The sequence below is a fragment of the Spirosoma sordidisoli genome, from assembly GCF_004138325.1.
GTDB lineage: Bacteria > Bacteroidota > Bacteroidia > Cytophagales > Spirosomataceae > Spirosoma > Spirosoma sordidisoli.
This window is the reverse complement of the sequence record NZ_SBLB01000009.1, coordinates 81,854-105,120: the sequence shown is the minus strand read 5'-3', so window position 1 is coordinate 105,120 and position 23,267 is coordinate 81,854. Positions and strand designations below refer to the sequence as shown.

General features: G+C 56.5%; 14 protein-coding genes. 6 read left to right on the top strand and 8 right to left on the bottom strand.

Features of this window, described 5'->3' with window-relative positions; genetic code table 11:
- The first annotated feature begins 9 nt into the window (after positions 1 to 9).
- The 3 genes from EQG79_RS25985 (at position 10) to EQG79_RS25975 (ending at position 6,994) form a co-directional block, all read left to right on the top strand.
- Positions 10 to 1,041, top strand: coding sequence for a DUF5627 domain-containing protein (locus EQG79_RS25985; protein ID WP_240699453.1), 1,032 nt, complete (start codon positions 10 to 12; stop codon positions 1,039 to 1,041).
- A gap of 25 nt (positions 1,042 to 1,066) precedes the next feature.
- Positions 1,067 to 2,743 (top strand): endo-1,4-beta-xylanase, encoded by a 1,677-nt coding sequence (locus EQG79_RS25980; RefSeq protein WP_077922954.1) that lies wholly within the window; start codon positions 1,067 to 1,069, stop codon positions 2,741 to 2,743.
- 210 nt (positions 2,744 to 2,953) lie between these two features.
- A complete protein-coding gene (locus EQG79_RS25975; protein WP_129605561.1) occupies positions 2,954 to 6,994 on the top strand; it encodes a two-component regulator propeller domain-containing protein in 4,041 nt (1,346 codons plus the stop codon).
- 101 nt (positions 6,995 to 7,095) lie between these two features.
- Here the strand turns inward: EQG79_RS25975 and EQG79_RS25970 are convergent, their stop codons facing one another.
- The 4 genes from EQG79_RS25970 to EQG79_RS25955 form a co-directional block, all read right to left on the bottom strand.
- A complete protein-coding gene (locus EQG79_RS25970) occupies positions 7,096 to 7,863 on the bottom strand; it encodes a LytR/AlgR family response regulator transcription factor (protein ID WP_077922947.1) in 768 nt (255 codons plus the stop codon).
- 90 nt (positions 7,864 to 7,953) lie between these two features.
- Positions 7,954 to 8,988, bottom strand: a complete 1,035-nt coding sequence (locus EQG79_RS25965; protein ID WP_129605559.1) for a sensor histidine kinase — start codon at positions 8,986 to 8,988, stop codon at positions 7,954 to 7,956.
- Between the two features lie 56 nt (positions 8,989 to 9,044).
- A complete protein-coding gene (locus tag EQG79_RS25960; RefSeq protein ID WP_129605557.1) occupies positions 9,045 to 9,719 on the bottom strand; it encodes a hypothetical protein in 675 nt (224 codons plus the stop codon).
- 273 nt (positions 9,720 to 9,992) lie between these two features.
- Positions 9,993 to 10,331, bottom strand: a complete 339-nt coding sequence (locus EQG79_RS25955; RefSeq protein ID WP_077922944.1) for a winged helix-turn-helix transcriptional regulator — start codon at positions 10,329 to 10,331, stop codon at positions 9,993 to 9,995.
- A 103-nt stretch (positions 10,332 to 10,434) separates the two neighbouring features.
- On the opposite strand from EQG79_RS25955, the gene EQG79_RS25950 reads away from it, so the two are divergent.
- The 3 genes from EQG79_RS25950 (at position 10,435) to EQG79_RS25940 (ending at position 15,712) form a co-directional block, all read left to right on the top strand.
- Positions 10,435 to 10,824: a DoxX family protein gene (locus EQG79_RS25950; RefSeq protein ID WP_129605555.1), complete on the top strand. Its 390-nt coding sequence runs from the start codon at positions 10,435 to 10,437 to the stop codon at positions 10,822 to 10,824.
- A 295-nt stretch (positions 10,825 to 11,119) separates the two neighbouring features.
- Positions 11,120 to 11,524, top strand: coding sequence for an enoyl-CoA hydratase/isomerase family protein (locus EQG79_RS25945; protein WP_129605553.1), 405 nt, complete (start codon positions 11,120 to 11,122; stop codon positions 11,522 to 11,524).
- Between the two features lie 438 nt (positions 11,525 to 11,962).
- Positions 11,963 to 15,712 carry a GH32 C-terminal domain-containing protein gene (locus tag EQG79_RS25940; protein WP_129605551.1) on the top strand — a complete coding sequence of 1,250 codons (3,750 nt, stop codon included), beginning with the start codon at positions 11,963 to 11,965 and terminating at the stop codon, positions 15,710 to 15,712.
- A gap of 412 nt (positions 15,713 to 16,124) precedes the next feature.
- On the opposite strand, the gene EQG79_RS25935 is transcribed toward EQG79_RS25940, so the two are convergent.
- Genes EQG79_RS25935 through EQG79_RS25920 form a run of 4 tightly spaced genes read right to left on the bottom strand, consistent with a single transcriptional unit; the run spans position 16,125 to position 23,102 of the window.
- The gene (locus tag EQG79_RS25935; RefSeq protein ID WP_077922940.1) at positions 16,125 to 17,813 is read right to left on the bottom strand and encodes a RagB/SusD family nutrient uptake outer membrane protein; all 1,689 of its coding nucleotides are present in this window, start codon (positions 17,811 to 17,813) and stop codon (positions 16,125 to 16,127) included.
- A gap of 12 nt (positions 17,814 to 17,825) precedes the next feature.
- Positions 17,826 to 20,855, bottom strand: coding sequence for a SusC/RagA family TonB-linked outer membrane protein (locus EQG79_RS25930; protein WP_129605548.1), 3,030 nt, complete (start codon positions 20,853 to 20,855; stop codon positions 17,826 to 17,828).
- Positions 20,856 to 20,874: 19 nt separating this feature from the next.
- Positions 20,875 to 21,768 carry a carbohydrate kinase family protein gene (locus EQG79_RS25925; protein ID WP_129605546.1) on the bottom strand — a complete coding sequence of 298 codons (894 nt, stop codon included), beginning with the start codon at positions 21,766 to 21,768 and terminating at the stop codon, positions 20,875 to 20,877.
- Between the two features lie 8 nt (positions 21,769 to 21,776).
- Positions 21,777 to 23,102 carry a sugar porter family MFS transporter gene (locus EQG79_RS25920; RefSeq protein WP_129605544.1) on the bottom strand — a complete coding sequence of 442 codons (1,326 nt, stop codon included), beginning with the start codon at positions 23,100 to 23,102 and terminating at the stop codon, positions 21,777 to 21,779.
- Positions 23,103 to 23,267 lie beyond the last annotated feature (165 nt).

Genomic DNA, 23,267 nt, shown 5'->3' with positions numbered 1-23,267 from the left:
TTTACGAAGGTGAAGAAATTACATACACTCTTACTACTGGCAGGAATGGCTGTTTTCAGCGCCTGTGAAAACCAGGAATGGGTATTCCCGGACTTCAAGTACACGACGGTCTATTTTGCCTACCAGTCTCCGGTTCGCACCATCACCCTCGGCGAAGACCTCTACGATACCTCGCTCGATAACGCACGCAAATGCAGGATCATGGCAACAAAAGGCGGGGCCTATACCAACAGCACGGACATCACCGTCGACATCAAGATCGACAATTCGCTCTGTGACAGACTGTTGTTCGGCACCAATGGCCAGAAGGTATTGCCGATGCCAGCCAACTACTACAGCCTGGCCGCCAACCAGATCGTTATCCCTAAAGGCAGCATTACGGGCGGAGTAGAGGTGCAGCTGACCGACGCCTTTTTTGCGGACCCGGCCGCAATCCGGAATACCTACGTCATACCGGTGGTGATGAACCAGGTGCAGAATGCCGATTCGCTGCTGCGGGGGAAGAGCACACTGCCGTCGCCCCGCCGGACGGTGGGTAGTGACTGGGACATTACCCCCAAAGATTATATCCTTTACGCGGTGAAATACGTCAACCCCTGGCATGCCACCTACCTGCGCCGGGGCAAGGATGTGATTGCCGGTAAGGACGGGAATACCGCCATCAGTAAAACCCTGGTGCGCCGGGGCAGATACGTCGAGAACAGCGAAGTCTGCAACCTGTCAACCCGCTCGCTGAATCAGGTTGTGTTCAGCAACTCCATAAAAGCGACCAACGGAACCGACATGCCGTTCCGGCTCATCCTGAATTTCGACGAAGCCAGTACCTGCACCATCACCACCGACGCCACCGACTATACGGTGAAAGGAACGGGGCGGTTTGTGAAGAAAGGTGATCTTAAAAGCTGGGGCAATCAGGATCGCGACGTACTGCACCTCAACTATGAAGTCAACTTCAAAGATGCGGTCCTGACTACCACCGATACCCTGGTCGTACGCAACCGGGGTGTCGTTGCCGAAACGTTTATTCCGGTGTATCAGTAAGCCACCCTCAACCTCATAGAGCCCGATGACACCTTTGAAAACGACCACCTGCCTGGCACTCCTGACGGTGCTTTCGGCTGCCTGTAGTCCCGACGAAACCGAATTCGTTCTGGAAAGGCCCGAAAGTGTAGCGACCATGGCACCCATCAACCGGTATAATGCCCTGAAATCATACGTCGACCCAACGGCGAACCCCAACTTTAAGTTAGGCGCCGGCGTGAGCCTGGCCGATTATATGGCCCGGGGCGTGGTTTACCGGATGATTAACAGCAATTTCAACGATATTACCCTGGGTTACGAGATGAAGCACGGCGCCGTCGTGAAAGCCGATGGGAAGCTGGATCTGACCAACGTGACCAACCTGCTCAAAGCCGCTCAGGCGGCCGGGGTCAGCGTCTATGGCCACACACTGGCCTGGCACGCCAACCAGAACGCGGCCTACCTCAATAGCCTGCTGCTGACGGGCGTCGACTTCGACCCGGCCGACAAGCGCGTAAACTACGTCAATGGCTCCTTCGAGCAGAACCAGACCGGCTGGAACTCCTGGGGCGGCTCCAGCACCCGCGATATTGTCAATACGGGGCTGGTGGGCACGAAAAGTCTGCGTTTCACGCATACGTCCAAAGCAAACCCCTGGGATGCCCAGATCGCGCTGGACTTCTCCCCGATGCCCGTACCCGTGGGCGAGTACACCCTGTCGTTCTTTGTCCGGTCCGACGCGCCGGGTAAGTTTCGCTGCTCAACGGTAGGAACGGGCCCCGACGTGCAGTACCAGGCCGATGTCATTACGTCGACCACCTGGCAATATGTGGAGTGGGACATCAAGTCGGCGGGTTCGTTACAGGCCTTACGCTACGACATGGGCACCACGCCCGGCACGTATTACCTCGATGAGGTCCGGCTGAATCCAAGATCCACGCTCTATAAAAAACCGGTTATCCTGCAGCTGAGCGACCAGGAAAAAGGCCGGATTATTGGCGGAGCCATGGACAAGTGGATCTCCGAAATGGTTACCCAAACCAAGCCCTACGTAAAGGCGTGGGACGTGGTGAACGAACCCATGGACGATGCCAAACCGACTACGCTGAAGACAGCCGCCGGCCGCGCCCGAATTGCTACGGATGAATTTTTCTGGCAGGACTACCTGGGTAAAGACTATGCGGTCAGAGCCTTCAAGCTGGCCCGGCAGTACGGGAACGCCGACGATGTGCTGTTCATCAACGACTACAACCTCGAATACGACCTCAACAAGTGCCGGGGCCTGATCGACTACGTCAGCTACATCGAGGCCAATGGCGCCAAAGTAGATGGCATCGGCACCCAGCTGCACATGAGCCTGGATACGAAGCGGGAAAACATCGATCAGATGTTCCGGATGCTGGCCGCTACCGGCAAGATGATCAAAATATCCGAGATGGACATAGGCATCGGTACGGGTATCAAAACCCCGGCTACGACCCCCGCGCAATACAAAGCCCAGGCCGACCTCTACGAATACGTGATCTCGAAATACATGGAACTGGTGCCCGCCAAACAGCGCTACGGCATTACCATGTGGAGCCCGATGGACAGCGCCGAAGGGTCGACCTGGCGAGCCGGTGAGCCGATCGGCCTCTGGAAACGCGACTACAGCCGCAAACAGGCCTACGGTGGGTTTGCCAACGGTCTGGCCGGTCGAAATGTGAGTGCTGATTTCAAATAACGAAACCGCGGCCGAATACCCCGGTAAAACCATAGATTTCGTCGTTCCTCCCCATGGGTGGGATGACGAAATCCTTTATTTTAGCCGATTGTATGGCTCCTTGCCCTAACCGGAAACCAGTCAACCGCTTCCTGTAAAGCGCGTTGTTCGGCGTTGGTCCTTTAGGTCTTCTTTCCACTCGCTGTCAGCAGCAAACTCAGCGTATTGTACATGGTTCGTAAGCTTTTACTCTTCGTTCTCTGGTTTATGTGGCCGTGTGTTGCGCAGGGCCAGCTGGGCAAGCTCTTCACAGTCGAAACCGGCCTGTCGGGCAGCCTCGTTACGGACATACATCAGGATCGGAGTGGGTTTGTCTGGATAGCCACCGAAGACGGGCTCAACCGGTTCGACGGGATAAAATTCACCGTATACCGCCATACCAAAAAAGACTCGACGAGTCTGCTGAACAACCAGATCCATGTGCTCTTTGCCGACAAAAACGGCCGCATGTATGTCGGTTGCATCGAGGGGCTTCAGTACTACGACCCGGCTACCGACACGTTTCACGCCATCCCCCTTATTTTGCCCAATGGCCAGGCCGTCAGCGCCAGTGTATCCACGATCTGCCAGCGAAAAAATGGGGACATACTGGTGGGTACCTCTGGCCACGGCACCTTTAAACTAACCCGGCAAGGGCCACGGCTGGTTGGCCATAAGACCCAGACAAACGCCCCCAGTGAACTGATCATCCGACTGCTGGAGGATAACGAACAGAACCTGTGGGTATCCACCGAGGATAAAGGCCTCTATCGCTTCAGCGGTCAGACGGTCAACGCGTACTTTGTATCGAAAAAGTCGCAGAACAACATCATCAGCAGCATCTGCCAGGACCGATACGGGCGTCTGTTTGTGGGTAATATGAGCAGTGGGCTGTATCGCTACGACCCGGCCGGTCAAACCTTTGTTTCCATACCCTACAATGGGCAATCCGACCTGCCGGTAGCCGATCTGCTGGTCAACCAAAGCAACCAGATCGTGGTGGCCACCAGCGGTAAAGGAATGAAGTACTTCGACCCGGTTTCCAATAAAATCCTGGACCTCGAACCCAGCGTAACCAGTTTCGATTTCTCCCGGTCCAAGGTGAACACCATGCTCGAAGATCAGGCCGGCAATGTCTGGATCGGGATCTACCAGAAAGGCCTGTTGCTGCTGGCGGGCAACACCAACCGATTCGGCTACATCGGGTACAAGTCGGTCAGCCGGAAGTCGATCGGGTCGAGTGCAATCATGGCGCTGGAGCAGGATGAGCAGGGAACCGTCTGGGTAGGCACCGACAGCGACGGTCTGTACGCGCTACCGGCCGGGGGTAATGCCAGCGTTCACTACCCCACGGATAAGGAAGGCGGCACGGTACCGTCCAACATCCTGACGATTCATCAGGACTCCCAAAAAAACCTCTGGCTGGGGTCCTACCTCAGTGGCCTGTCCCGGTTTGATCGCGGCACGGGTAGAAGCGTCCCGATAGCCAAACTGGTCGACAAGCGGGGTGACAACGTACAGCGTGTGTTCAGTATTCAGGAAGACGCGCGGCAGCGGCTGTGGATCGGTACGATGGGGTCGGGTATTTTCCGGATGGATCTGCGGTCGGGGGCGGTCAAAAACTACGACGCCCTGCCCGGTCACCTCTACCGGCCCGAGTATAACAATCTGCTGAACAGCTGGATCAACTGCCTGTATATTACCAAAGATAACAAGCTCTTCATCGGTACATTCGACGGGCTGGGCTGTCTGGACCTCGACACGGAAAGTTTTATTTCCACCCTGGGCACAAACCGGCTCATGGCCGGTACGGTCGTGTACTCGCTCTTCGAAGACAACCGGGGTATTCTGTGGATAGGTACCTCGCAGGGACTGAAAAAGATGAACCGCTCCACCAAGGAGATTACCACCTTCGACGCCGATCGTGGCCTGCCCGGCAACCAGATCTGGTCGATCCGGGGCGATAAGATGGGCGACCTCTGGATAAGCACCAACCACGGCCTGTCCAAGATGGACGTGGAAACCAACACCTTTACCAACTTCTACTCCTCAGATGGCCTGCAGGGTAATGAATTCAGCCGGGGAGCCTCGCTGATCAGCGAGGCCGGCGAGCTGTATTTTGGCGGGGTAAACGGCATCACGCACTTCAAACCCGATGAAATTCGCGTGGCCAGCAAGCACCTGGCGGTGCAGATTGTCGACCTCTACATCCGCGACAAACCCGTCAGGAAAGGGACCCGGTCGGGCCGTTTTCAGGTGGTCGATACCACCGTTACCAACGCCCGTGAGTTTAATCTGGCTCATCACGATAACTCGTTTACCCTCGAGTTTTCGACCATGGATTTTATCGACGCGGAACGGGTGGCCTACCAGTATTCGATCAACGACAACGTCTGGGAAGAACTACGGCCCGGCACGAACCGACTCACCTTCGACAATCTGTCGCCGGGCAGCTACCAGTTTCGGCTCCGGGCCAAATTCAGCAACGCCGTTTCGGCCATTCGCCAGGTAACCGTCATCGTGCATCCCGTCTGGTACCTGTCAACCTGGGCCATGCTGGTCTATGCCCTGCTCACCCTGATCGGGGCCGTATTCGTGGCCCGAACGGTCAGACAACGGCGACGGGTAAAAGCGGAATCACTTGCCCACCAGCGCCAGGAGGAGATTAACGAAGCCAAGCTTCAGTTCTTCATCAACATAGCCCACGAAATCCGCACGCCCCTGACTCTGGTTGTCAGCCCGCTGCAAAAACTCATTACCCATGATCAGGATGAGGAACGCAGCCACCTCTACAGCATTATGGGGCGTAACACCAAACGGATACTGGATTTGGTGAACCAGCTGATGGATATTCGAAAAATTGAAAAGGGGCAAATGACGCTGCAACTCGAAACCGTCGAGATGACTCAGTTTACCAACGAGATCTGCCAGCTTTTTGAAGAACGAATCCATGCCAAACCGATTCAGTTCAGTACCGACTTTCCGACTGTATCCATCTACGCCCGTATCGACCCGCACCACTTCGACAAAGTACTGATCAACGTACTCGCCAACGCCTTTAAGTTCACCCCGGCGGGTGGCCTGATCCGGGTTGTGCTGCGGGTCGATGCGTTCGAAGCCACTAGCGGGCAGCCGGTTTTACTATTGGCTATCGAAGACTCGGGGCAGTGCATCAGCGAACTGGAGACCGAGCGTATTTTCGAGTGTTTCTACCAGTCGGAAGACCATCGCGGCTATAACCAGCAGGGTACGGGCATCGGCCTTCACCTGGTAAAACAGTTGGTTGAACTGCATGGCGGCACGATCAAAGCCGAAAACATGGACCCCGTCGGCTGTCGGTTTCTGATCAAGCTCCCCCTCCAATCAGTCGTTAACGAAGTACACATACCGGCGGTAGTGCCTGTCAATACCCCTCAACTGCCGGAGCTGGCAGCGCATAGCCCGGCTATAGCAAAAGCCCGAAAGCGAGCCCGACGCATCGCCATTGCCGATGACGACGCTGAAATCTGCACGTTCCTCTCCGATGAGTTGTCGGATGAATTTACGGTATTGACCTACGCCAACGGGGAAGAAGCCTACAAAGGCATTGTCAAAGAAAAACCCGATCTGGTGGTCAGTGATGTGATGATGCCGTTGATGGATGGCATGACGTTGTGCCGTAAGCTGCGGGCCAACCCGCTCGTCAATCACATCCCCATCATCTTGCTGACCGCCAAAACCGAAGAGTCGAGCAACGCCCTGGGTTTTGAACTGGGTGCCGACGCGTATATTACCAAACCCTTCAACATGGAGATACTGTCGAAAACGATCAGGAGCCTGATCCGAAACCGGCAGATTATCCTGAACAATGAGCAGGAACAGCAGTACCAGGATGAGTTCATTGCCAAAGTCAGTCTAAAATCTGCCGATACAAAATTGCTGGAAAAGGTACACGCGCTGATTAGTAAAAACCTGGCGAATCCGGAGTTAAGCGTAGAAATGATCGCCAGCGAGATCGGCATCAGTCGGGTTCACCTGCACCGTAAACTGAAGGAACTAACCAACTCCACCACCCGCGACCTGATCCGGCAGATCCGTCTGAAACAGGCGGCAGACCTACTGACTACCAAAGGACTAACGGTGTCTGAAATTGCTTTTGCCACGGGCTTTGCAAACGTGAACAACTTTTCGGTTTCGTTCAAGGAAATGTACGGGGTATCCCCTGCCCATTACGCCGAGCAACACCTGGTGTGAGGGTAGGATTGTACTTCAGGAAAACAACGACCAGCCGGTCAGCTTTCACTTATATGGGGGTGTAAAAGCAAGCCTACGCCATCCATTTTCCTGTCCAGCTGTTACCGGTCCAGCCAGGCTTTAAAAGCCGGTGCTTTCTCGCGGCTGACGAGTACTTCCTGGGGTGTTTCGGGCCGCAGGTCAACTTTGAGCTTGCCGTTGAAATAGGTATGAATTTTCTGGATCGCCGTCACCTGGGCGATGAACTGCCGGTTGAGCCGAAAGAACTGATTCGGGTCTACGAGCGCTTCCAGCTCCTCCAGCGTGTAATCGACCAGATACTGCCGCCCATCGCGACCGACGAGGCAGGCCAGCTCATTGGCAGTGTAGAAATACGCTACCTGGTCCTGCGACAGGGGAATGAGCTGCTCCCCATTTTTCACCAGAAAGCGGGTTTTGTGCGGCCGGCGGCTCATCTCCAGGCTGTCGAGGAGTGATTCCACTTTTTTGGCGTAGGCCAGTGGGGAAAATTCCAGTTTCAGTGCTTCGTATTTCTGGATAGCCGCTGCCAGTTCGGGCAGCTTGATCGGTTTCAGGAGATAATCGATGCTTTTGACCCGAAAGGCTTTGATGGCAAATTCATCGTAGGAGGTCGTGAAAATGATCGGACTATGGGCCGGGAAAGCCTCGAAGATTTCGAAGCTTAAGCCGTCGGAAAGCTGAATATCCGATAGGATCAACGCCACCGTCTGGCCCGCTGCAAACCATTGTTTCGCCGAAGCCACACTATCCAGCACGCCCACAATCTCGATACGGGCATCCAGCTTACGGATCAGTTTCTCGAGCCGTTCGGCGGCTGGGTACTCGTCTTCGATGATCAGGACTTTCATTTTTTCCAATGAATGAACGTGCAACTTACTGATTGGGTGAATGTAGATGAGCAGGGCCAGTCAGTCACCATTCGCTCAATCACTGATTCGCTAACTTAGCAGGAGCGGAATCTTAACGGTAAACAGGCTACCAGTCCGGATAATCTCCACCTGCCGATCGGTAAGCAGACTGTATCGATTGATGATGTTCTGCAAACCTACCCGCATCGACTCGTCCCGGCCGTCGCTCCGGAGAATAGTTTTCTCCTGAATCGTATTTTCAACGACCAGATACTGATCGCCTTCCTGCTGAATACTGATTTTCAGGGGGTTTTCTTTCGACACAACGTTATGCTTAATGGCATTCTCGATGAGCATTTGTAGACTGAGGGGCGTAACGTACTGACGATAGGCGGTTGGCGAGAGCTGTTTGTCAACCTGTAGATTATCCCGGAAGCGAATTTTATTCAGATACACGTACGCATCCAGGAAAGCGATTTCCTCTTCCAGAGGCACCGTATTCTTGTGGCGGCTGACCAGCACATAGCGGTATACGTCGGAGAGCCGTTCGAGGTACTGCTGGGCGTCGATGTTCTCGTCATCAATCAGGGCCGCCAGTGTGTTCAGGCTGTTGAACAGAAAATGGGGGTCGAGTTGATTTTTCAACACTTCCAGCTGCGACTGTACGCTCTCCCGGGCAAGCGACTCGGTCTTCCGGACGTTCTCCTTCCAGGCCTCAAAAAAATAGATGGCTTCGTAAATCAGATACACCAGTATGGTAGGAACCAGGCTCCTGCGAAACCCGATGAGCAGTTCCTCTTTGTGGAGAATACCTTTACACAAAATCTGATCCAGCAGAAAGGTGGCCACCAGCGTGAACAGGAGCCCGGCGGCTGCTTCGGTCAGTAGCCGCTGGGTCGTCTGGCTATAGCTCGGGAAAGCGCGACGGGCCTGGGTAATAATCAACCGGTTACCTTCCCATAACATCAGCGTGGTACAGACGGAAATAAGCAGATACATACCGAACGTGGCATTCAACTGCCGGAAATCGTCGAAGTGCTGGATGGCAGGAACCACACAACTGATGAGCGGAATACCAATCAGTCGGAATTTGCCGTCATTCAGTCTGTAGGGAGTCGCTTCCATTGACTGTCGCTGGATTAGTCTGCACAAGAAGGTGTTGAAAGATACGATTTTATCCCCTATCGATTCGGTTTATGCAGTCCGAAGGTGTAGCCAACCGTTACGTTGGCCAGCAGCCCATTCGTACCGGGAAAGCCCTGGGGAGCCGCTTTATAGGTTTCGGTTCGGTTCGTCGCTTTGTTCAGGTAGGTTAGTTTGTTATCGTCCAGTGAACTCCAGACGTTGGGCCAGAACCGAAGGCTGGGCATAACCAGGATACCCGCCAGCGCATTGTTTTGTCGGCGGAATGGGTAGTAGCGGTAATAGGCCCCCAAGCCGAGCGTAACGGTTTTGTACGAGGTCAGTAACGCACTGCCGGCATCGGACTCTCCGTTGTAGTTTACCTCGTAATAATGCAGCTTCGGCTCAAATCGAATATCAAGCGTGGGGGTCAGCCGATAGCCGATGCCGATACCCAGCGTTGAGGTCAGGGTTTCGTTGAGCTTCTGATCCTGCGCGACCAGTGACGCTGCCTGGCCGCTCAGCCTGATATTGAAGCCGTGCGAATAATCGAAAACCAGGCGTTTGGTGGTGTATTCGGCCTGCACGTTAAAGCCGCCCAGTAACAGTTGGCTGACTCCGCCCCCCAGCGTCAACCGATTGGAATAGGGGAAGTTAGCCCGATGCGTATCCTGAGCCCAGGCCGATGCGCTAAATGCCAGGAAAGCGAGGAAGGTAATCGTCCGGTTTTTCATGATCTTTCTCTGTTTTGGTTATCGTCTTTTTCCTAATTGACGGCTCAAAACTGGTGAAAGAGCAAGGGGCCCAAAAGCGGTTCGGGGGCGAAACGTCGGTAACGAGGGGGCGAAGCGTTTTCAGAAAGGGGTAAGCTGAACCGTCAGCGCAACTGCCCTACGGCTGGCTAAAGTAACGCCCCTGAATACCACGGTGGATATGAGCGACCATAGGTGCAAACTGCGGTTGGTCCGGTGGTATCCCGGCTGCATTGGCCAGTCGGGCTAGACCGGTTAGTCACGAATGATTTCGCTTCGATGCAGCAGGCCCCACTTGTGTAACTCATCCAGCACGGCCGCTAACGAGCGACCATGTGGCGTAATCTCGTAATGGACTTCCGGCAGGGGTGTATGCGTTACCGTACGTGTCACGAGCTGATTCATCTCCAGAAGTTTTAATTCTTTAGAGAGTGTTCGATCCGAAATGCCCTTGATCTCCCGACTCAGCTGGCTGAACCGTTTGGGACCCGAGGAGAGCACAAACAGGATCAGGAGCTTCCATTTTCCCTCCAGCACTTCCAGCGCATCTTTGATGGACAGTAAGCTCGCCGGGCACGTTGTTCCGTTCAGCATAAGTATCGATTACTATCTTGGTGGATAGCACTATCTGCCGGTATAGTGCCATGTACTGCCTGCCAAAGGTAAATAGATTTGTAGCCACCAACCTTTGTTAGCTATGCGTCCGTTACAATCCTCTGCCCGGCTTCTGCACATCAGTTTATGGTTTGTCCAAATCGTACTGGCCAGCAGCCTGCTCTGGGCTGCTTACCTGAAGCTGTTTTCGCCCACCGCCCAACTGGCCGCCATGTGGCCCTGGACGGCTCAGCTCCCCAAGGCCTTTGTCAACTTGACGGCCTTCTTCGATGGGTTAGGCGCCATCGGGTTGGTTCTACCCACCTGGCTCAACGTCCGCCCGCGGGTGACATCCCTGACAGCAGTTGGAATAATCGGGCTGATGATTGGAGCCATTGTCCTTCACCTTTACCGGGGCGAGGCCTCCCTGATTGGCGTCAATCTGGTTTTTATGGGACTGGCCGCGTTTGTGGCCTGGGGCCGTGCAACCTAAACCCACGTGGTGGTCAACTGGGCTCAGGGGTTCGAAGGTGTTTTCGGTACGCCCCAAAGGGGTAAATTACACGCCACGGTACTAGCTGGCCCGCTAGTCTTTCCGGGCCTGTTTTCGCGCCTTATATTCCTGGAACCGGTTGCGGTATTCGTCCAGCTGTTCAGGCTTATACTTTTTCTGGTAGTCGACGGGAAGGCCAGCAGGTGTTGCAGAACCTGGCCGCCATTGGCGTACCCGTAATCGCAGCCATTAACGGCCCAGCACCGTACACTCCGAATATGCCCTGACAGCCGACATGATTCTGGCTTCGGAATCGGCCTACTTCCAGGATTTTCCACACCTGACCTTCGGCATTGTTCCGGGTGATGGCAACCAGACAGTCTGGACGCGGGCCATCGGTGACTACCGGGCCAGGTATTTTCTCTACACCCAGCAGTCCCTTTCGGCTCAGGAAGCAAAACAACTGGGGGTAGTAGCCGAGGTGCTGCCCCCAGTTGTTTTGCTGATGGAACGAGCCAGGACGCTGGCTGAACAGTTTTTGCGTATACTGGAACTGACCCGTCGGCACATGCGGGCCATGTTCGCCTTGCCGCTGAAAAAAGAACTCCTGGAGCAGGTCGGTTTTGGACTGGCGGTGGAAGGCATTACTGCAACGGATCTGCGCATAATGGCCGAAGAACAAACTAAAGCCACAGCCTGATCGATCGGCATGTCAGTACGACACTGTTGTTGGATGATGAGCCGCTACATGCGTTCACCCAACCCGCTCAACGACTGACCAGGCTACTTTCATCAAATAGGTAAACCAACTGGTCACCAGGCTTTACATCCTATTTTTCTATGAGGATGATGGGAGAAGCCGGTTTACAGTCCGAGCCCCAACAGAACGCACATCGAATCGATACGCTCTTACAAAGTGATTTAGGTGAGTTGGACCAAGCAGGACGTATCATTACTTAAATAGCTGTAACATACGTGAACACCAGTACTAACAATCCGGGCAGTCAGTATGGCGCTAATGGCCTGCATTTACAGATGAGGCTTCGGAAACGCCCTCGAAACAAAATTTAATTTTTTTGGGAGATAATTTAACTATTGTCGGTCAGTAGAGGCTGAGTTTTGGGGAAACGTTATTACTATGAAAACCTCTACCCTTTCTCTGCTGGTCGGTAGCCTGGTGAGCGGGTTGGCCTCGGCGCAAACGCCGGTGCTGCACTTCGCTTACAACGAAGCCACCGGCACAACCACGACCGTCAATGCGGCCAACAGCGCATCATTTTCGGTCGTCAATCAGTTCAACAAACCGGAACGAGTAGCGGGCATCAACGGCAACGCACTCCGGCTCGATGGCTTTTCGACCTGGGTGACGGGTAACTTCACCCACAACTTCACCAAACAGTTAACGGTAGAGACCTGGGTGAACCTCGAAAGCTATCCGTCCGACGCCGAAACGCCCTACGCCAACCTGACTCCTTCGGCACTGATCAGCCAGTTCAGCGGGGCCAACGGGTACCAGCTCAGTCTCAATGCATTCGGCGTCTGGGCCTTTACCGTGAGCCTGAATGGCCAAATCTACGCGTGCCAGGCCCCCAAACCGTTTCCGCTCTACGAATGGACACACGTAGTCGCGGTGGTGAACTCACCCGGCGGCACCCTGAAATTATACCTGAACGGCGCAGAGGTAGCCAGCACGGCAATCCCCGTCAACAGCGACGTTACGGAAGCGAATGTGCCCATGTTTGTCGGCAAGAGTAATGTGGACAAACGCGACGGTATCTTTTTGCTCAACGCCCTGAGCGCGGCTGTTGATGATACCAAGCTGTACGCCGGGGCCCTATCAGCCTCCACCATTCAGACAAACTACCAGCAGGGTGCTGCCACGGCCCGCGCGCTGGGCACCCGCTCGCTGGATGTACCCCTCTCCCGTTTTGCCAATGACCCCAACCGGCCGCTGTTTCATGCCCTGCCCCCCGCCAACTGGACCAACGAACCACACGGACTGGTAAAGCATAACGGGGCCTACCATCTGTTTTATCAACGAACACCCAACGGCCCGTTCAAAACGCTTATGCACTGGGGCCATACCGTCAGTCGGGATCTCGTCAACTGGTATCACGCTAAAGACGCGCTCTGGCCCACACTGGAATGGTCGGCTACCAACGGGTACGACATGAAAGGCATCTGGTCGGGGGACGTGGTGATGGACGGTAATAAAGCGTACGCGTTTTATACCAATGTCAACCACGGCGGCTCGTACAACCCCGGCATTGCGCTGGCCATCAGCGACGATGCGAAGCTCGAAAACTGGCGCAAAAGTGGCCCCGTCATCAGCAAAGAGAATGTCAACGACCTGCGCGACCCGTTCGTCTGGAAAGACGGCAGCACCTGGCGAATGCTCATCGGCGCGGCCCTGAACGGCTACGGCGGACTGGCGTATTACACCTCTACCGACCTCGTCAACTGGACCTATCAGCCAACGTTCTCGACGGTGCCGTACAGCCAGATGGACATCGGTTCAGCCATCTGGGAGATGCCGGTGTTCGAGTCGCTCGGCGGGGGCAAATACGCGCTGGTGGTTAACCCCATCGGCGGCAACGTGGGCAAGTACGGCCCGACCAACTACACGCGGGCCGTCTACTGGACAGGCACCTTCCAGAACGGGCAGTTTACCCCCGACTACGCCCAACCGAAATTTCTGGACGTGATTCATGGCCACCTGTCGCCCACTACCGAGCGCGATTACAAAAACCAGCTCGTCGGCATCGGAATTGTCGATGAACGGCGGTCGTCGCAGGCTCAGCTGGATGCGGGCTGGTGCCACCTGTTCACGCTGCCCCGCGTCTGGTACCTGCGCCCCGACGGCAAAACGCTTGGCCAGAAACCCCTGCCCGACCAGGCCAACCTTCGTAAGCCCGACACCTACCAGAAATACACCGACCGGACGGTTACCGGCACGTCAGCCCTGGCGAACACCCGCGGCAAGCAACTGGAAATCATTGCCTACGTGGATACGAATACCACAGCCACGAAATACGGGCTGAACTTCCGGATCTCGACCAACCGCAACGAACTGACGGGCCTGTATTACGATGTGCAGCAGCAGAAAATCGTGCTCGACAAAACAGCCTCGACCACAGCCTCGAACGACGAAGAAAAGGTAGTGTTACAGGGCAGTTACGACGTAACGGCTTTCGGCAAGCCGCACAAGTTCCACATCTTCCTCGACGGGTCCATCATGGACGTATTCATCAACGACGCGGCTGCCTTCTCGAACCGGTTTTACCCGACGATGGCCAGCAGCGAGGGCGTCGAGCTGGTGGCGCAGGGCGGCCCGGTCACGTTCCGGTCGGTGGAAAGCTGGGGCATGAAGCGCGCCGTTCCCGACACGACCAATGGCGCCCCCCGACCCGATTACTGGCGCTATGATTTTGAAACGGGCGGCCTGCAGAACCTGACCACAACGGGCACAGCCTTCACCGTCGCCGACCTGACCACCGACAATAGCTGGGGCTGGGGCGGACCGTTTCAACAACAGGGCATCCGGCACCTGTGGGGCTTTAAAGACGGCGGAGATGCTCAAACCGGCGAACTAAAAACACCTAACTTCGTCCTGGGGGGCGACGGTAAAGTGAGTCTATTGCTGGGGGGTGGTAACGATCTCGCCAACCTCTACGTGGCACTCGTTCGGGCGTCGGATGGTGTCGTGCTGACGAAAGCCACCGGTCAGAACGACGAAGCGTATCAGCGGGTTGTGCTCGACGGATCGGGGCACATCGGCACGACCTGCTACCTCAAAATGGTCGACAACGCCACGGGTGGATTTGGCCACCTCAACATCGACGACATCGTGATTCCCGTGCGGGTAGCCGTAACGGGTGTTACCCTCGACAAGCAGAGCCTGACCTTACCCGCGGGCGACAAAGCCACTCTCTACGCCACCGTGCAGGCTCCCAACGCGACCAACCCGGCCCTTACGTGGCAGTCGTCCAATACGGCCGTGGCAACCGTGGATGCGTCGGGTAACGTGACGGCTACAGCAGCGGGTTCCACGACCATTAAGGTTACGACCCAGCAAGGCAATTTCACCGCCCAGTGTACGCTGACCGTTACGGCGGCTATGCCCACGACCTATCGAAAGTACACCTTCGAGCAAATCAGTTTCGACGACCTGATCGTAACCGGACAGGCGTTTAGTCTGGGTGATATCGCTACCGAAACCGGCTGGGGCTGGGGTGGTCCGTTCAACCAGCAGGGGCTGCGACATCTTTGGGGCTTCAAAGACGGCGGTGACACCCAGACCGGCGAGCTGAAAACGCCCAACTTCGTCCTGGGGGGCGATGGAAAAATCACGTTTCTGCTGGGGGGCGGTAAGGACCTGAACAACCTGTATGTGGCGCTGGTGCGGGCCTCCGACAACGCAGTCCTGATGAAAGTAACCGCTCTGAACGACGAAGGCTACGCCCCGAAACTGCTGGACGCCAGCGCGTACATCGGCACCAGCTGCTACCTGAAAATCGTCGACAACGCCACGGGCGGCTTCGGCCACCTTAACATCGACAACATCGTGATTCCCATCCGCGACGGAGGCACGTCGGGACAAACCACATCACCCGGCATCATCATGTCGACCGATGAACGCGGGGCAGTCATTCGGGCTTACCCCAATCCCATCCGCGAGCAATTCACGCTGGCTCTGGGCGGATTTGCCGATGAGGAAGTAACGGTAGAAATCATCGACCTGAACGGACGGACGGTAGACCTTCGCTCGTTCCGGGCCGTACCCACGTACCAGTACGCCACCAAAGGCATGATGCAATCCGGCCAGCTTTACGTCGTAAAAGTATCCGGCAAAACCCGGGTCATGACAACCAAGATTGCCGTGGAGTAACGGGGTTCGCACAACAAAACGCCCGACCTGTTCTGACAGGCCGGGCGTTTTTATATCAATACTATATTTTGATTACCATACATTATGCCTTTTTGTCATCCCTTCGGTAGAACCGTGCCGCCTGGATGACAACATCGAATTCTTGACATAACCAAACCGTTGACAGGTTTAGACTTGTCTCAACGAACTCTCCTTCATTGGGCCTGCCGATGGTAAGCCGATGGTTCGAATGTAATGGGCGGGGGTATCCCGCCGGGTAAGAACTCCTATATAAACCTCTTGTACTCAGCCCCCCTTGTTTAATAGCGTAAACTCCCCCACCCCTAAACGCAATGCTTCCGTCCTTCCATAACGGGCCGGTTGTATGGCCTGCTATCGAAAGACGGAAGCGGGTTATTGACGGGAGAAACCGTTACCGGTAGAACTCATTCTGCACATAAATACCTTTGCTGCGGTCGATTTCGCTCTGCGGCAGGGGCAGGTACTCGTGCTTGTTTTTGAGAAACTTAGCGCCAGCTAAGAATGGGCGTGTTCTGGTTTCTTCCTGCAAATAACGGTTTAGCACGGCATCGGCTTCGCCCCAGCGCACGAGATCGTAGAACCGGTGTCCTTCGAGGCAAAGCTCCAGCCGACGCTCGAACCGGACGGCCCGGCGGGCATAGTCCTGCGTCCAGCCCGATGTTGGGTACAACCCAATTTTATACGTAGCAGCCGGGCCGCTACCGTCGAGTTTGAGCACGTTGGGGGCATCAGCGGCTCTTTTGCGAATCTGGTTTACGATCTGCCGGGCCTCTTCCAGCTGGTTTAATTCAACAAGGGCTTCAGCCTTCCAGAGAAGCAGGTCGGTGTACTTGATCAGCGGGAAGTCGAGTGCACCCAGCGCCCAGGGGAAGCCGATGGCCGCCCGCAGGGGTGAGTTGGGCGAAATAATGTTCTTCTTTTTCGAGAACGGCCCGTAGACCTCAGCCCCCCGCGCCCAGCTCAGCGTATAAACACCCGCTTTGTAGTCCTTCCAGGGAATGGTCGGCCGACCAATGGCGTGGTCGAGACGGGGGTCAACGGGCGTCGTTACGTCGCTCGGGGCGAGATTGGTCTGGTTGAACGTATCGAACAGAGGCAGGCCATTCGCGTCTACCTTGAATGCATTGACCAGGTTCTGGCTGGGGCGGTGGAATCCGTCGCCAGCGGTATAGGCGGGCGATACCGGCGAGTTGAGCAGATCACCCCAGTTCAGGTTACCCACCGGCGACCCGTCGGTAATGGAATGGGCAATGGAGAAGATAAACTCCGGCCCGTGTTCAAACTCGGGCAGCGAATATACTTTCTCGAAGTTGTCGAGTAGTCCGTACAGGCCCGAATTGGTCACCAGGTTGGCCTGCTCCAGCGCTGGCTGCCACTTCCGCTGGAACACGTAGGCCTTGCACAGAAAGGCATGGGCGACAAACTTGTTCGCCCGGCTTTTCTGCACCTGCGTGGCGGGCAGGTCGGCGATGGCCAGCCGGAAATCATCTTCGATTTTCTGCCAGAGCTGCTCTGAGGTCAGCGTGTTGCCCACCGTACCCAAATCCGCGTCGGCTACCGTTTCATCGATATACGGGAAGGTGTAGTAGTGCTTCTTCAGGTCGAAATAGAAGTAGCCCCGCAGCACCCGCATCTCGGCCAGCTGGGCCTTTTTATTGGGAAATTGGCTGTCGGCGATGCCATTCAGGGCCCGAATCGCCTTGTTGATGTTGGCGATGCCGATGTAGTTACTGCGCCACTTCTTCTCCAGCGTCATGTTGTTGGCGCTGATCTCCCCGATTTCCAGCTGGTGGTATTCGATGATGTCGCCCGTGCCGCCCCCGCCTTTGTAGGCATCGTCGGAGCGCATGTCGGCGAAGCTCCAGTTGGAGGGCGGGTGGAAAAAGTCGGGCCACATGCCTTCGAAGTGGGTATCGAGCGACGAATAAGCCATCGCAACCAGGCCATCGACCCCTTCTTTCGAAGTCGTCAGGAGGGTCTCGGCTAAGACGCCCTGGGGTTTTGGGTCCAGAAAATCGGTATCACAGGCCGAGCTGACCAGCAACAGGCCGCTAAAGAGCCAATAGGTATGTGTTTTCATAAGTGTCTTTTGTTAGAAGGCGAGGTTCAGGCCGAAGTTGATGGCACGCGAGTGCGGGTAAAGCTGGGTATCGACGCCCAGGTCGAGGGGCCCCCGAGCCCCTACCTCGGGGTCCATGCCCTGGTAGTTGGTGATGATGAACAGGTTCTGCCCCTGCACATACAGCCGCAGCCGGTCGATGTTCAGGCGCTTCGTAACGGGCGCGGGCAGCGTATAGCCCAGCACGAGACTTTTGAGGTTCACGAAGGAGCCGTTCTCTACGAAGTAACTCGACGCCCGCAGCTCGTCGTTGGGGTTGTTGATGTTCACCGCCGGAACCGACGCACCGGGGTTTTCGGGTGTCCAGGCGTTGAGTGTCTGCCGGCCGAAGTTGAACGGGAAGTAAGCAAAGTCGGTCAGTTTGCGGAAGGTGTTGTATACGTCGTTACCAAACGTACCGCTGGCGAACACGCTGACATCGAAGCCCTTGTACTGGGCCGAGAGGTTCATACCGGCCAGCAGTTTCGGGTGCGGGTTACCGATGTACGTCCGGTCCTGGTCATTGATGGTCCCGTCGCCGTTCAGGTCTTTGTACCGAATCCGACCGGGGGCTTTGCCGGGTTGGGTAGCGTGGGCATCTACGTCGGACTGCGTTCGGAACAGACCATCGGCTACCCAGCCATAGAACACCGACAGCGGCTGACCCGGCACGATGCGGTTCGCTTCGGCGCCCAGAAAGAACTCATTACCTTCGCCCAGGCTCAGCACCTGGTTGCGGTAGGTCGACGCGTTCAGATCGACGCTGTAGCTGAAGTCGCGCACGTTGCCCCGGTAGGTTACCAGCGCTTCAAAACCCCGGTTCCGCATCTGGCCAGCGTTGATGAACGGCGGGGCGCCCTGCCCGTAAACCGCCAGCAGCGTCGGGTTGATCAGCATCCCGTCGGTGCGTTTGTCGAAGTAATCGGCCGTGAGCGACAGTTTGCCATTGAACAGCGACGCGTCCAGACCGATGTTGGTTTGGGTGTTGCTTTCCCAGCGCAGGTTGTTGTTGCCGATCTGCACGGTGTAGTAGCCCGGCACGGCACTGGTGTTGCCACCCCCCAGGTCGTAGTTCCCAAATTCACCGCTCGTGCGGTAGAAGTTCAGCGTGGTAAAATCACCGATTTCCTGGTTGCCCGTCCGGCCCCACGACGCCCGCAGCTTCAGGTCGCTGACGTAGCGGTTGTCTTTCAGGAACGATTCATCGCTGATGCGCCAGCCCGCCGAAAAAGCCGGGAATACGCCGTATTTGTTGTTGGCTCCGAACCGGCTGGACCCGTCGCGCCGGATGGTGGCCGAGAACAGGTACTTCTCCCGGTAGCTATAGTCGAGCTTGCCAAACTGCGAGAGCAGGCTGTAGCGACTTCCGCCCCCGTCGGCCGCCTGCAAATCCGTACCAGCGCCCAGGTACGCGTAGTCGTAATCCTGCACGAGAAAATTCTTCCGGCGCGCCGAGAAGCTCTCACTCTGGCTTTGAATGGCTTCGACACCCGCCAGAAAGCCGATGTTGTGAGCCTCGCCAACGGTTTTTTGAAAATTCAGCGTGTTCGACCACGTTCCCACCAGGCCCTCGCTGTAGGCGGTTGTCAGAAAGTTTTCGACGATGTTGAACCGGCCTTCCTTAAAGCGCGGCTCGAAGTTGCGGGCGTAACCATTGTTGTAATCTACGCCATAGGAGGTGCGCAGGTTCAGCCCTTTCATAAGATTCAACTGGGCATAGACATTACCCAGAATGCGCCAGTTGCGCGACTGGTTATCGCGGTTGCGCGACAAAATGCCCAGCGGGTTCAGCTTGTCGCCCAGGCCGTCGGTGGGGCCGCCAAAGTTACCGGCGTTGTCGTAGAGCGGAATCAGCGGGTGCTGAAAAATGGCGTCGTGGGTGACGTTGGCTTTTACTTCTCCGAAGCGGGCCACCTGCAGGTTTTCGCCGATAGTCAGCCGGTTTTTCACCGTGTAATCGCTGTTCAGCCGCAGCGTCAGCCGGTTATAGTTCGTGTACTGCTGAATGCCGTTGTCGCGTACGTAGTTCAGGCCGGTGTAGAGCTTACCTTTGGTGCCGCCCATGCTCAGACCGAGGTTGTACGACTGTATCTGCGACGGTTTGAAGACCGCACCCAACCAGTCGGTATTGCTGGCCGGAATGGTGTTTTCGGCATCGATAAACGGGGGAATTACCGGCTGGGCGCCATTGCCGTACTGCGGATGCGAGGGGGTCAGGCCGGAGTTGCGCTGCGCCTGCCAGTAGACCTGTCCCCACTCATTGGCGTTCAGCATCTCGATGCGGTTGCGCAGCGTCTGCACGCCGTAGAACGTGTCGAAGGTAATCTTTGGCTCGGGCGAGGAGGCCCGCTTGGTCGTGACGACGATAACCCCGTTGGATGCCCGCGACCCGTAAATCGACGCAGCAGCGGCATCTTTCAGTACCTGAATCGACTCGATATCGTTGGGGTTCAGCGCACCGGAGTAGGTTGTTGGTACGCCGTCGATGACGAACAGCGGCCCGTTGGCGCCGATGGTCGAAAAGCCCCGGATCCGGATCGCCGTGCCCGATCCGCCCGGCGTTCCGTCCGACTGAATCACCACACCCGGCACCCGGCCCTGCAGGGACGAGAGGATGTTGGCGTTCGACTCCTGAAGCGTCTGCTTCAGGTTCACCACGGCCACCGCCCCGGTCAGGTCGCGCCGACGTTCTTCTTTATAGCCCGTGACAACAACTTCGCTAAGCTGAGCGGGATCTTCTTCCAGCGATACGCTGACGGGTGAGGTAAGCCCCTTCACATTGAGGTCATACGGCTTCATACCGACGAACGAAAATCGCAGTGTCGCATTCGGCGGGCTCGTCAGCGCGAAGCCGCCGTTGATGTCGGTGGTGGTGCCGTTGTTGGTGCCCACCTCCAGGATGGTTACGCCGGGAATGGGTTTTCCATCTGTTCGGCCGGTTACGGTACCACTCACGCGAACCTGCGCCCATAGCGCATGGCTCAGGCTCAGCAGTACCAGCAGTAAGCATAGTCGTTTTTGCATAGTCTGAAAAAATTAAGGGTTAAACGGTAGTTGTTTGGTGCATAAACTGGTGAAGGGCGGCCAGCGACAGGTCGGGCGTGGCTCCCCGGCAGGTGGCCACCAGCGACCCGGCCGCACAGGCTACCGGCAGCCAGGTTTCAGGGGCGGTTTGGGCCAGGTAAGCCCGCAGCAGGCTCGCCAGAAAGGCGTCGCCACTGCCGATGGTGTCTACGACCTCGACCGGGTAGCCATTGTGTTCGTAGAACTGGCCATTCACGAGCAGGGCCGCGCCGTTTTCGCCCCGCGTTACGCAGAGGATCGACAGGCCAAACTGATCGGTCAGGGCCCGCATAGCCGCTTCGTCAGTCAGTCCCGGGGTAAACCAGCCCGCGAGGTCGGCCAGCTCGTGGTGGTTCATCTTGGCGATGTGGGTCCGCTCCAGCAAATAGCCGACGGTCTCGGCCGTGTAATGCGGAGCCCGCAGGTTGACATCGAAGACCGCCAGCCGGGCGTGGTCGAGCAGGCGGTAGAGCGTTTCGCGGGAGACAGGCAGGCGGGCGGCCAGGCTACCGAACACGAAGGCGTCGGACGCGGCTACGAGCCGGGCCAGTTCATCGTCGTACTGGATGTAGTCCCAGGCAACGGGTTGCACGATCTGGTAGGTGACCTCGTTGCGATTGCTGACGTCCGCCTTTACGACGCCCGTCAGGTGCGTTTTACCCCGCTGGATGAGGCTGAGGTCGACGCCTTTTTCCTGTAGAAAATCGAGCAGTTCGTTGCCCAGGGCGTCGGAACCCAGGCGGCTGATGAGCCGGGCGTCGAGGCCGATATGGCGGCAGTGGACCGCCACGTTCATCGGCGCTCCTCCGGCCTGTTTGCCCGTTGGGAGCACATCCCAGAGCGTTTCGCCAAAACAGAGTATAGTGGGTGTCATAGCGTAAATCAGTGAACAACTAAGGTTTTTTCGATCTGCTCCAGGCTGGTGCCTTTGGTTTCGGGCATGTATTTCCAGACGAACAGGAGTTGCAGCACCATCATGGCGCAGAAGAACAGGAACGTATGCCCACCACCCAGTTGCTCGGCGAAGTAGGGAAACGTAAACGCGATGACGGCGGCCATGAGCCAGTGGGTAAAGCTGCCCAGCGCCTGACCCTGCGCCCGCACCGAATTGGGAAAGATTTCGGAGATAAACACCCAGATGACGGCCCCCTGCGAGAAGGCGAAGAAGGCGATGTACACCAGCAGCAGCGCCGGGACGGTATACCCACTGAACTGCATCTCGTAAAAGGCCTGCGCCACCAGCGCCAGCGTAACTACGATGCCCACCGAGCCGATCAGCATGAGCGTCCGCCGACCGAAGCGGTCGATGAAGTTCATGGCCAGCAGGGTAAAGGCGAAGTTGACCACGCCCAAGCCCGCCGTCGACAGTAGAGCCGACCCGACACCCAGTCCGGCCATTTCGAAGATGCGTGGCGTGTAATAGATGATGGCGTTGATGCCCGACACCTGGTTGAAAATGGCGAAGATGATGGCCAGCAGCACCGGCCGGCGGTGTTTGGCCGAGAAGAGCGACTCCGACGCATCGGTGTCCAGCGCCTGGGCGGTCAGGATGGCCGCCACGCTGTTTTCTACCGTTGCCGGTTCGATGATGCGCAGAATTTCGCGGGCCTCGTCGACCTTTCCTTGTTTCAGAATCAGCCAGCGCGGGCTTTCGGGTACCTTCAGCAGCAAGACCAGGAACGCCAGCGACGGCAGCGCCTGTACGCCCAGCATCCAGCGCCAGGCGAACTCCCCGCTCCCGTCGAGCAGGTAATTGGACAGGTAGGCGATCAGAATACCGAAAACGACATTGAACTGAAAGAGGGCCACCATACGGCCGCGCGAACGGGCCGGTGAAATCTCGGAAATGTACAGCGGGGCGGTAACCGACGATGCTCCGACGCCCAGCCCGCCCAGAAAACGAAAAATCAGGAAGAGCGGCCAGTCGGGTGAGAGGGCCGAGCCGACCGACGAAATCAGGTACAGCACCGCGATACCGAGCAGCGTTTTGCGCCGACCCAGCTGATCGGACGGAATGCCGCCGAAGAGCGCCCCGACGACGGTTCCCATAAGGGCGATGGAAATGGTAAAACCATGTTCAAAAACGTTGAGATCCCACAGGCGCTGGATGGACTTTTCCGCGCCGGAGATGACGGCCGTATCGAAGCCAAACAGGAACCCGCCCAGCGCCACGACAATCGACCAGAATACTACTTTACTATTTTGCATAGGGATGAATTTTGACCCAAAATTGGCCCATCACTCACCCGGCAATAATTAAAAAGTATCTCAAAAAAATTAAAGTTTGATACAGCAGCTAAAATCCGGGCCTAAGAACGGATTGCCTTTATTTTGGCCCGATCAGGTCTGTACAGGCCGGTTTTCACCTTCAAA

What these genes read in the sequence shown, in the direction of transcription:
- EQG79_RS25955 (WP_077922944.1), bottom strand. Translation starts at nt 10,331, where the DNA reads ATGCTGAACGGAACAACGTGCCCGGCGAGCTTACTGTCCATCAAAGAT.
- EQG79_RS25970 (WP_077922947.1), bottom strand. Translation starts at nt 7,863, where the DNA reads ATGAAAGTCCTGATCATCGAAGACGAGTACCCAGCCGCCGAACGGCTC.
- EQG79_RS25945 (WP_129605553.1), top strand. Translation starts at nt 11,120, where the DNA reads ATGATTCTGGCTTCGGAATCGGCCTACTTCCAGGATTTTCCACACCTG.
- EQG79_RS25965 (WP_129605559.1), bottom strand. Translation starts at nt 8,988, where the DNA reads ATGGAAGCGACTCCCTACAGACTGAATGACGGCAAATTCCGACTGATT.
- EQG79_RS25980 (WP_077922954.1), top strand. Translation starts at nt 1,067, where the DNA reads ATGACACCTTTGAAAACGACCACCTGCCTGGCACTCCTGACGGTGCTT.
- EQG79_RS25975 (WP_129605561.1), top strand. Translation starts at nt 2,954, where the DNA reads ATGGTTCGTAAGCTTTTACTCTTCGTTCTCTGGTTTATGTGGCCGTGT.
- EQG79_RS25925 (WP_129605546.1), bottom strand. Translation starts at nt 21,768, where the DNA reads ATGACACCCACTATACTCTGTTTTGGCGAAACGCTCTGGGATGTGCTC.
- EQG79_RS25935 (WP_077922940.1), bottom strand. Translation starts at nt 17,813, where the DNA reads ATGAAAACACATACCTATTGGCTCTTTAGCGGCCTGTTGCTGGTCAGC.
- EQG79_RS25940 (WP_129605551.1), top strand. Translation starts at nt 11,963, where the DNA reads ATGAAAACCTCTACCCTTTCTCTGCTGGTCGGTAGCCTGGTGAGCGGG.
- EQG79_RS25960 (WP_129605557.1), bottom strand. Translation starts at nt 9,719, where the DNA reads ATGAAAAACCGGACGATTACCTTCCTCGCTTTCCTGGCATTTAGCGCA.
- EQG79_RS25920 (WP_129605544.1), bottom strand. Translation starts at nt 23,102, where the DNA reads ATGCAAAATAGTAAAGTAGTATTCTGGTCGATTGTCGTGGCGCTGGGC.
- EQG79_RS25950 (WP_129605555.1), top strand. Translation starts at nt 10,435, where the DNA reads ATGCGTCCGTTACAATCCTCTGCCCGGCTTCTGCACATCAGTTTATGG.
- EQG79_RS25930 (WP_129605548.1), bottom strand. Translation starts at nt 20,855, where the DNA reads ATGCAAAAACGACTATGCTTACTGCTGGTACTGCTGAGCCTGAGCCAT.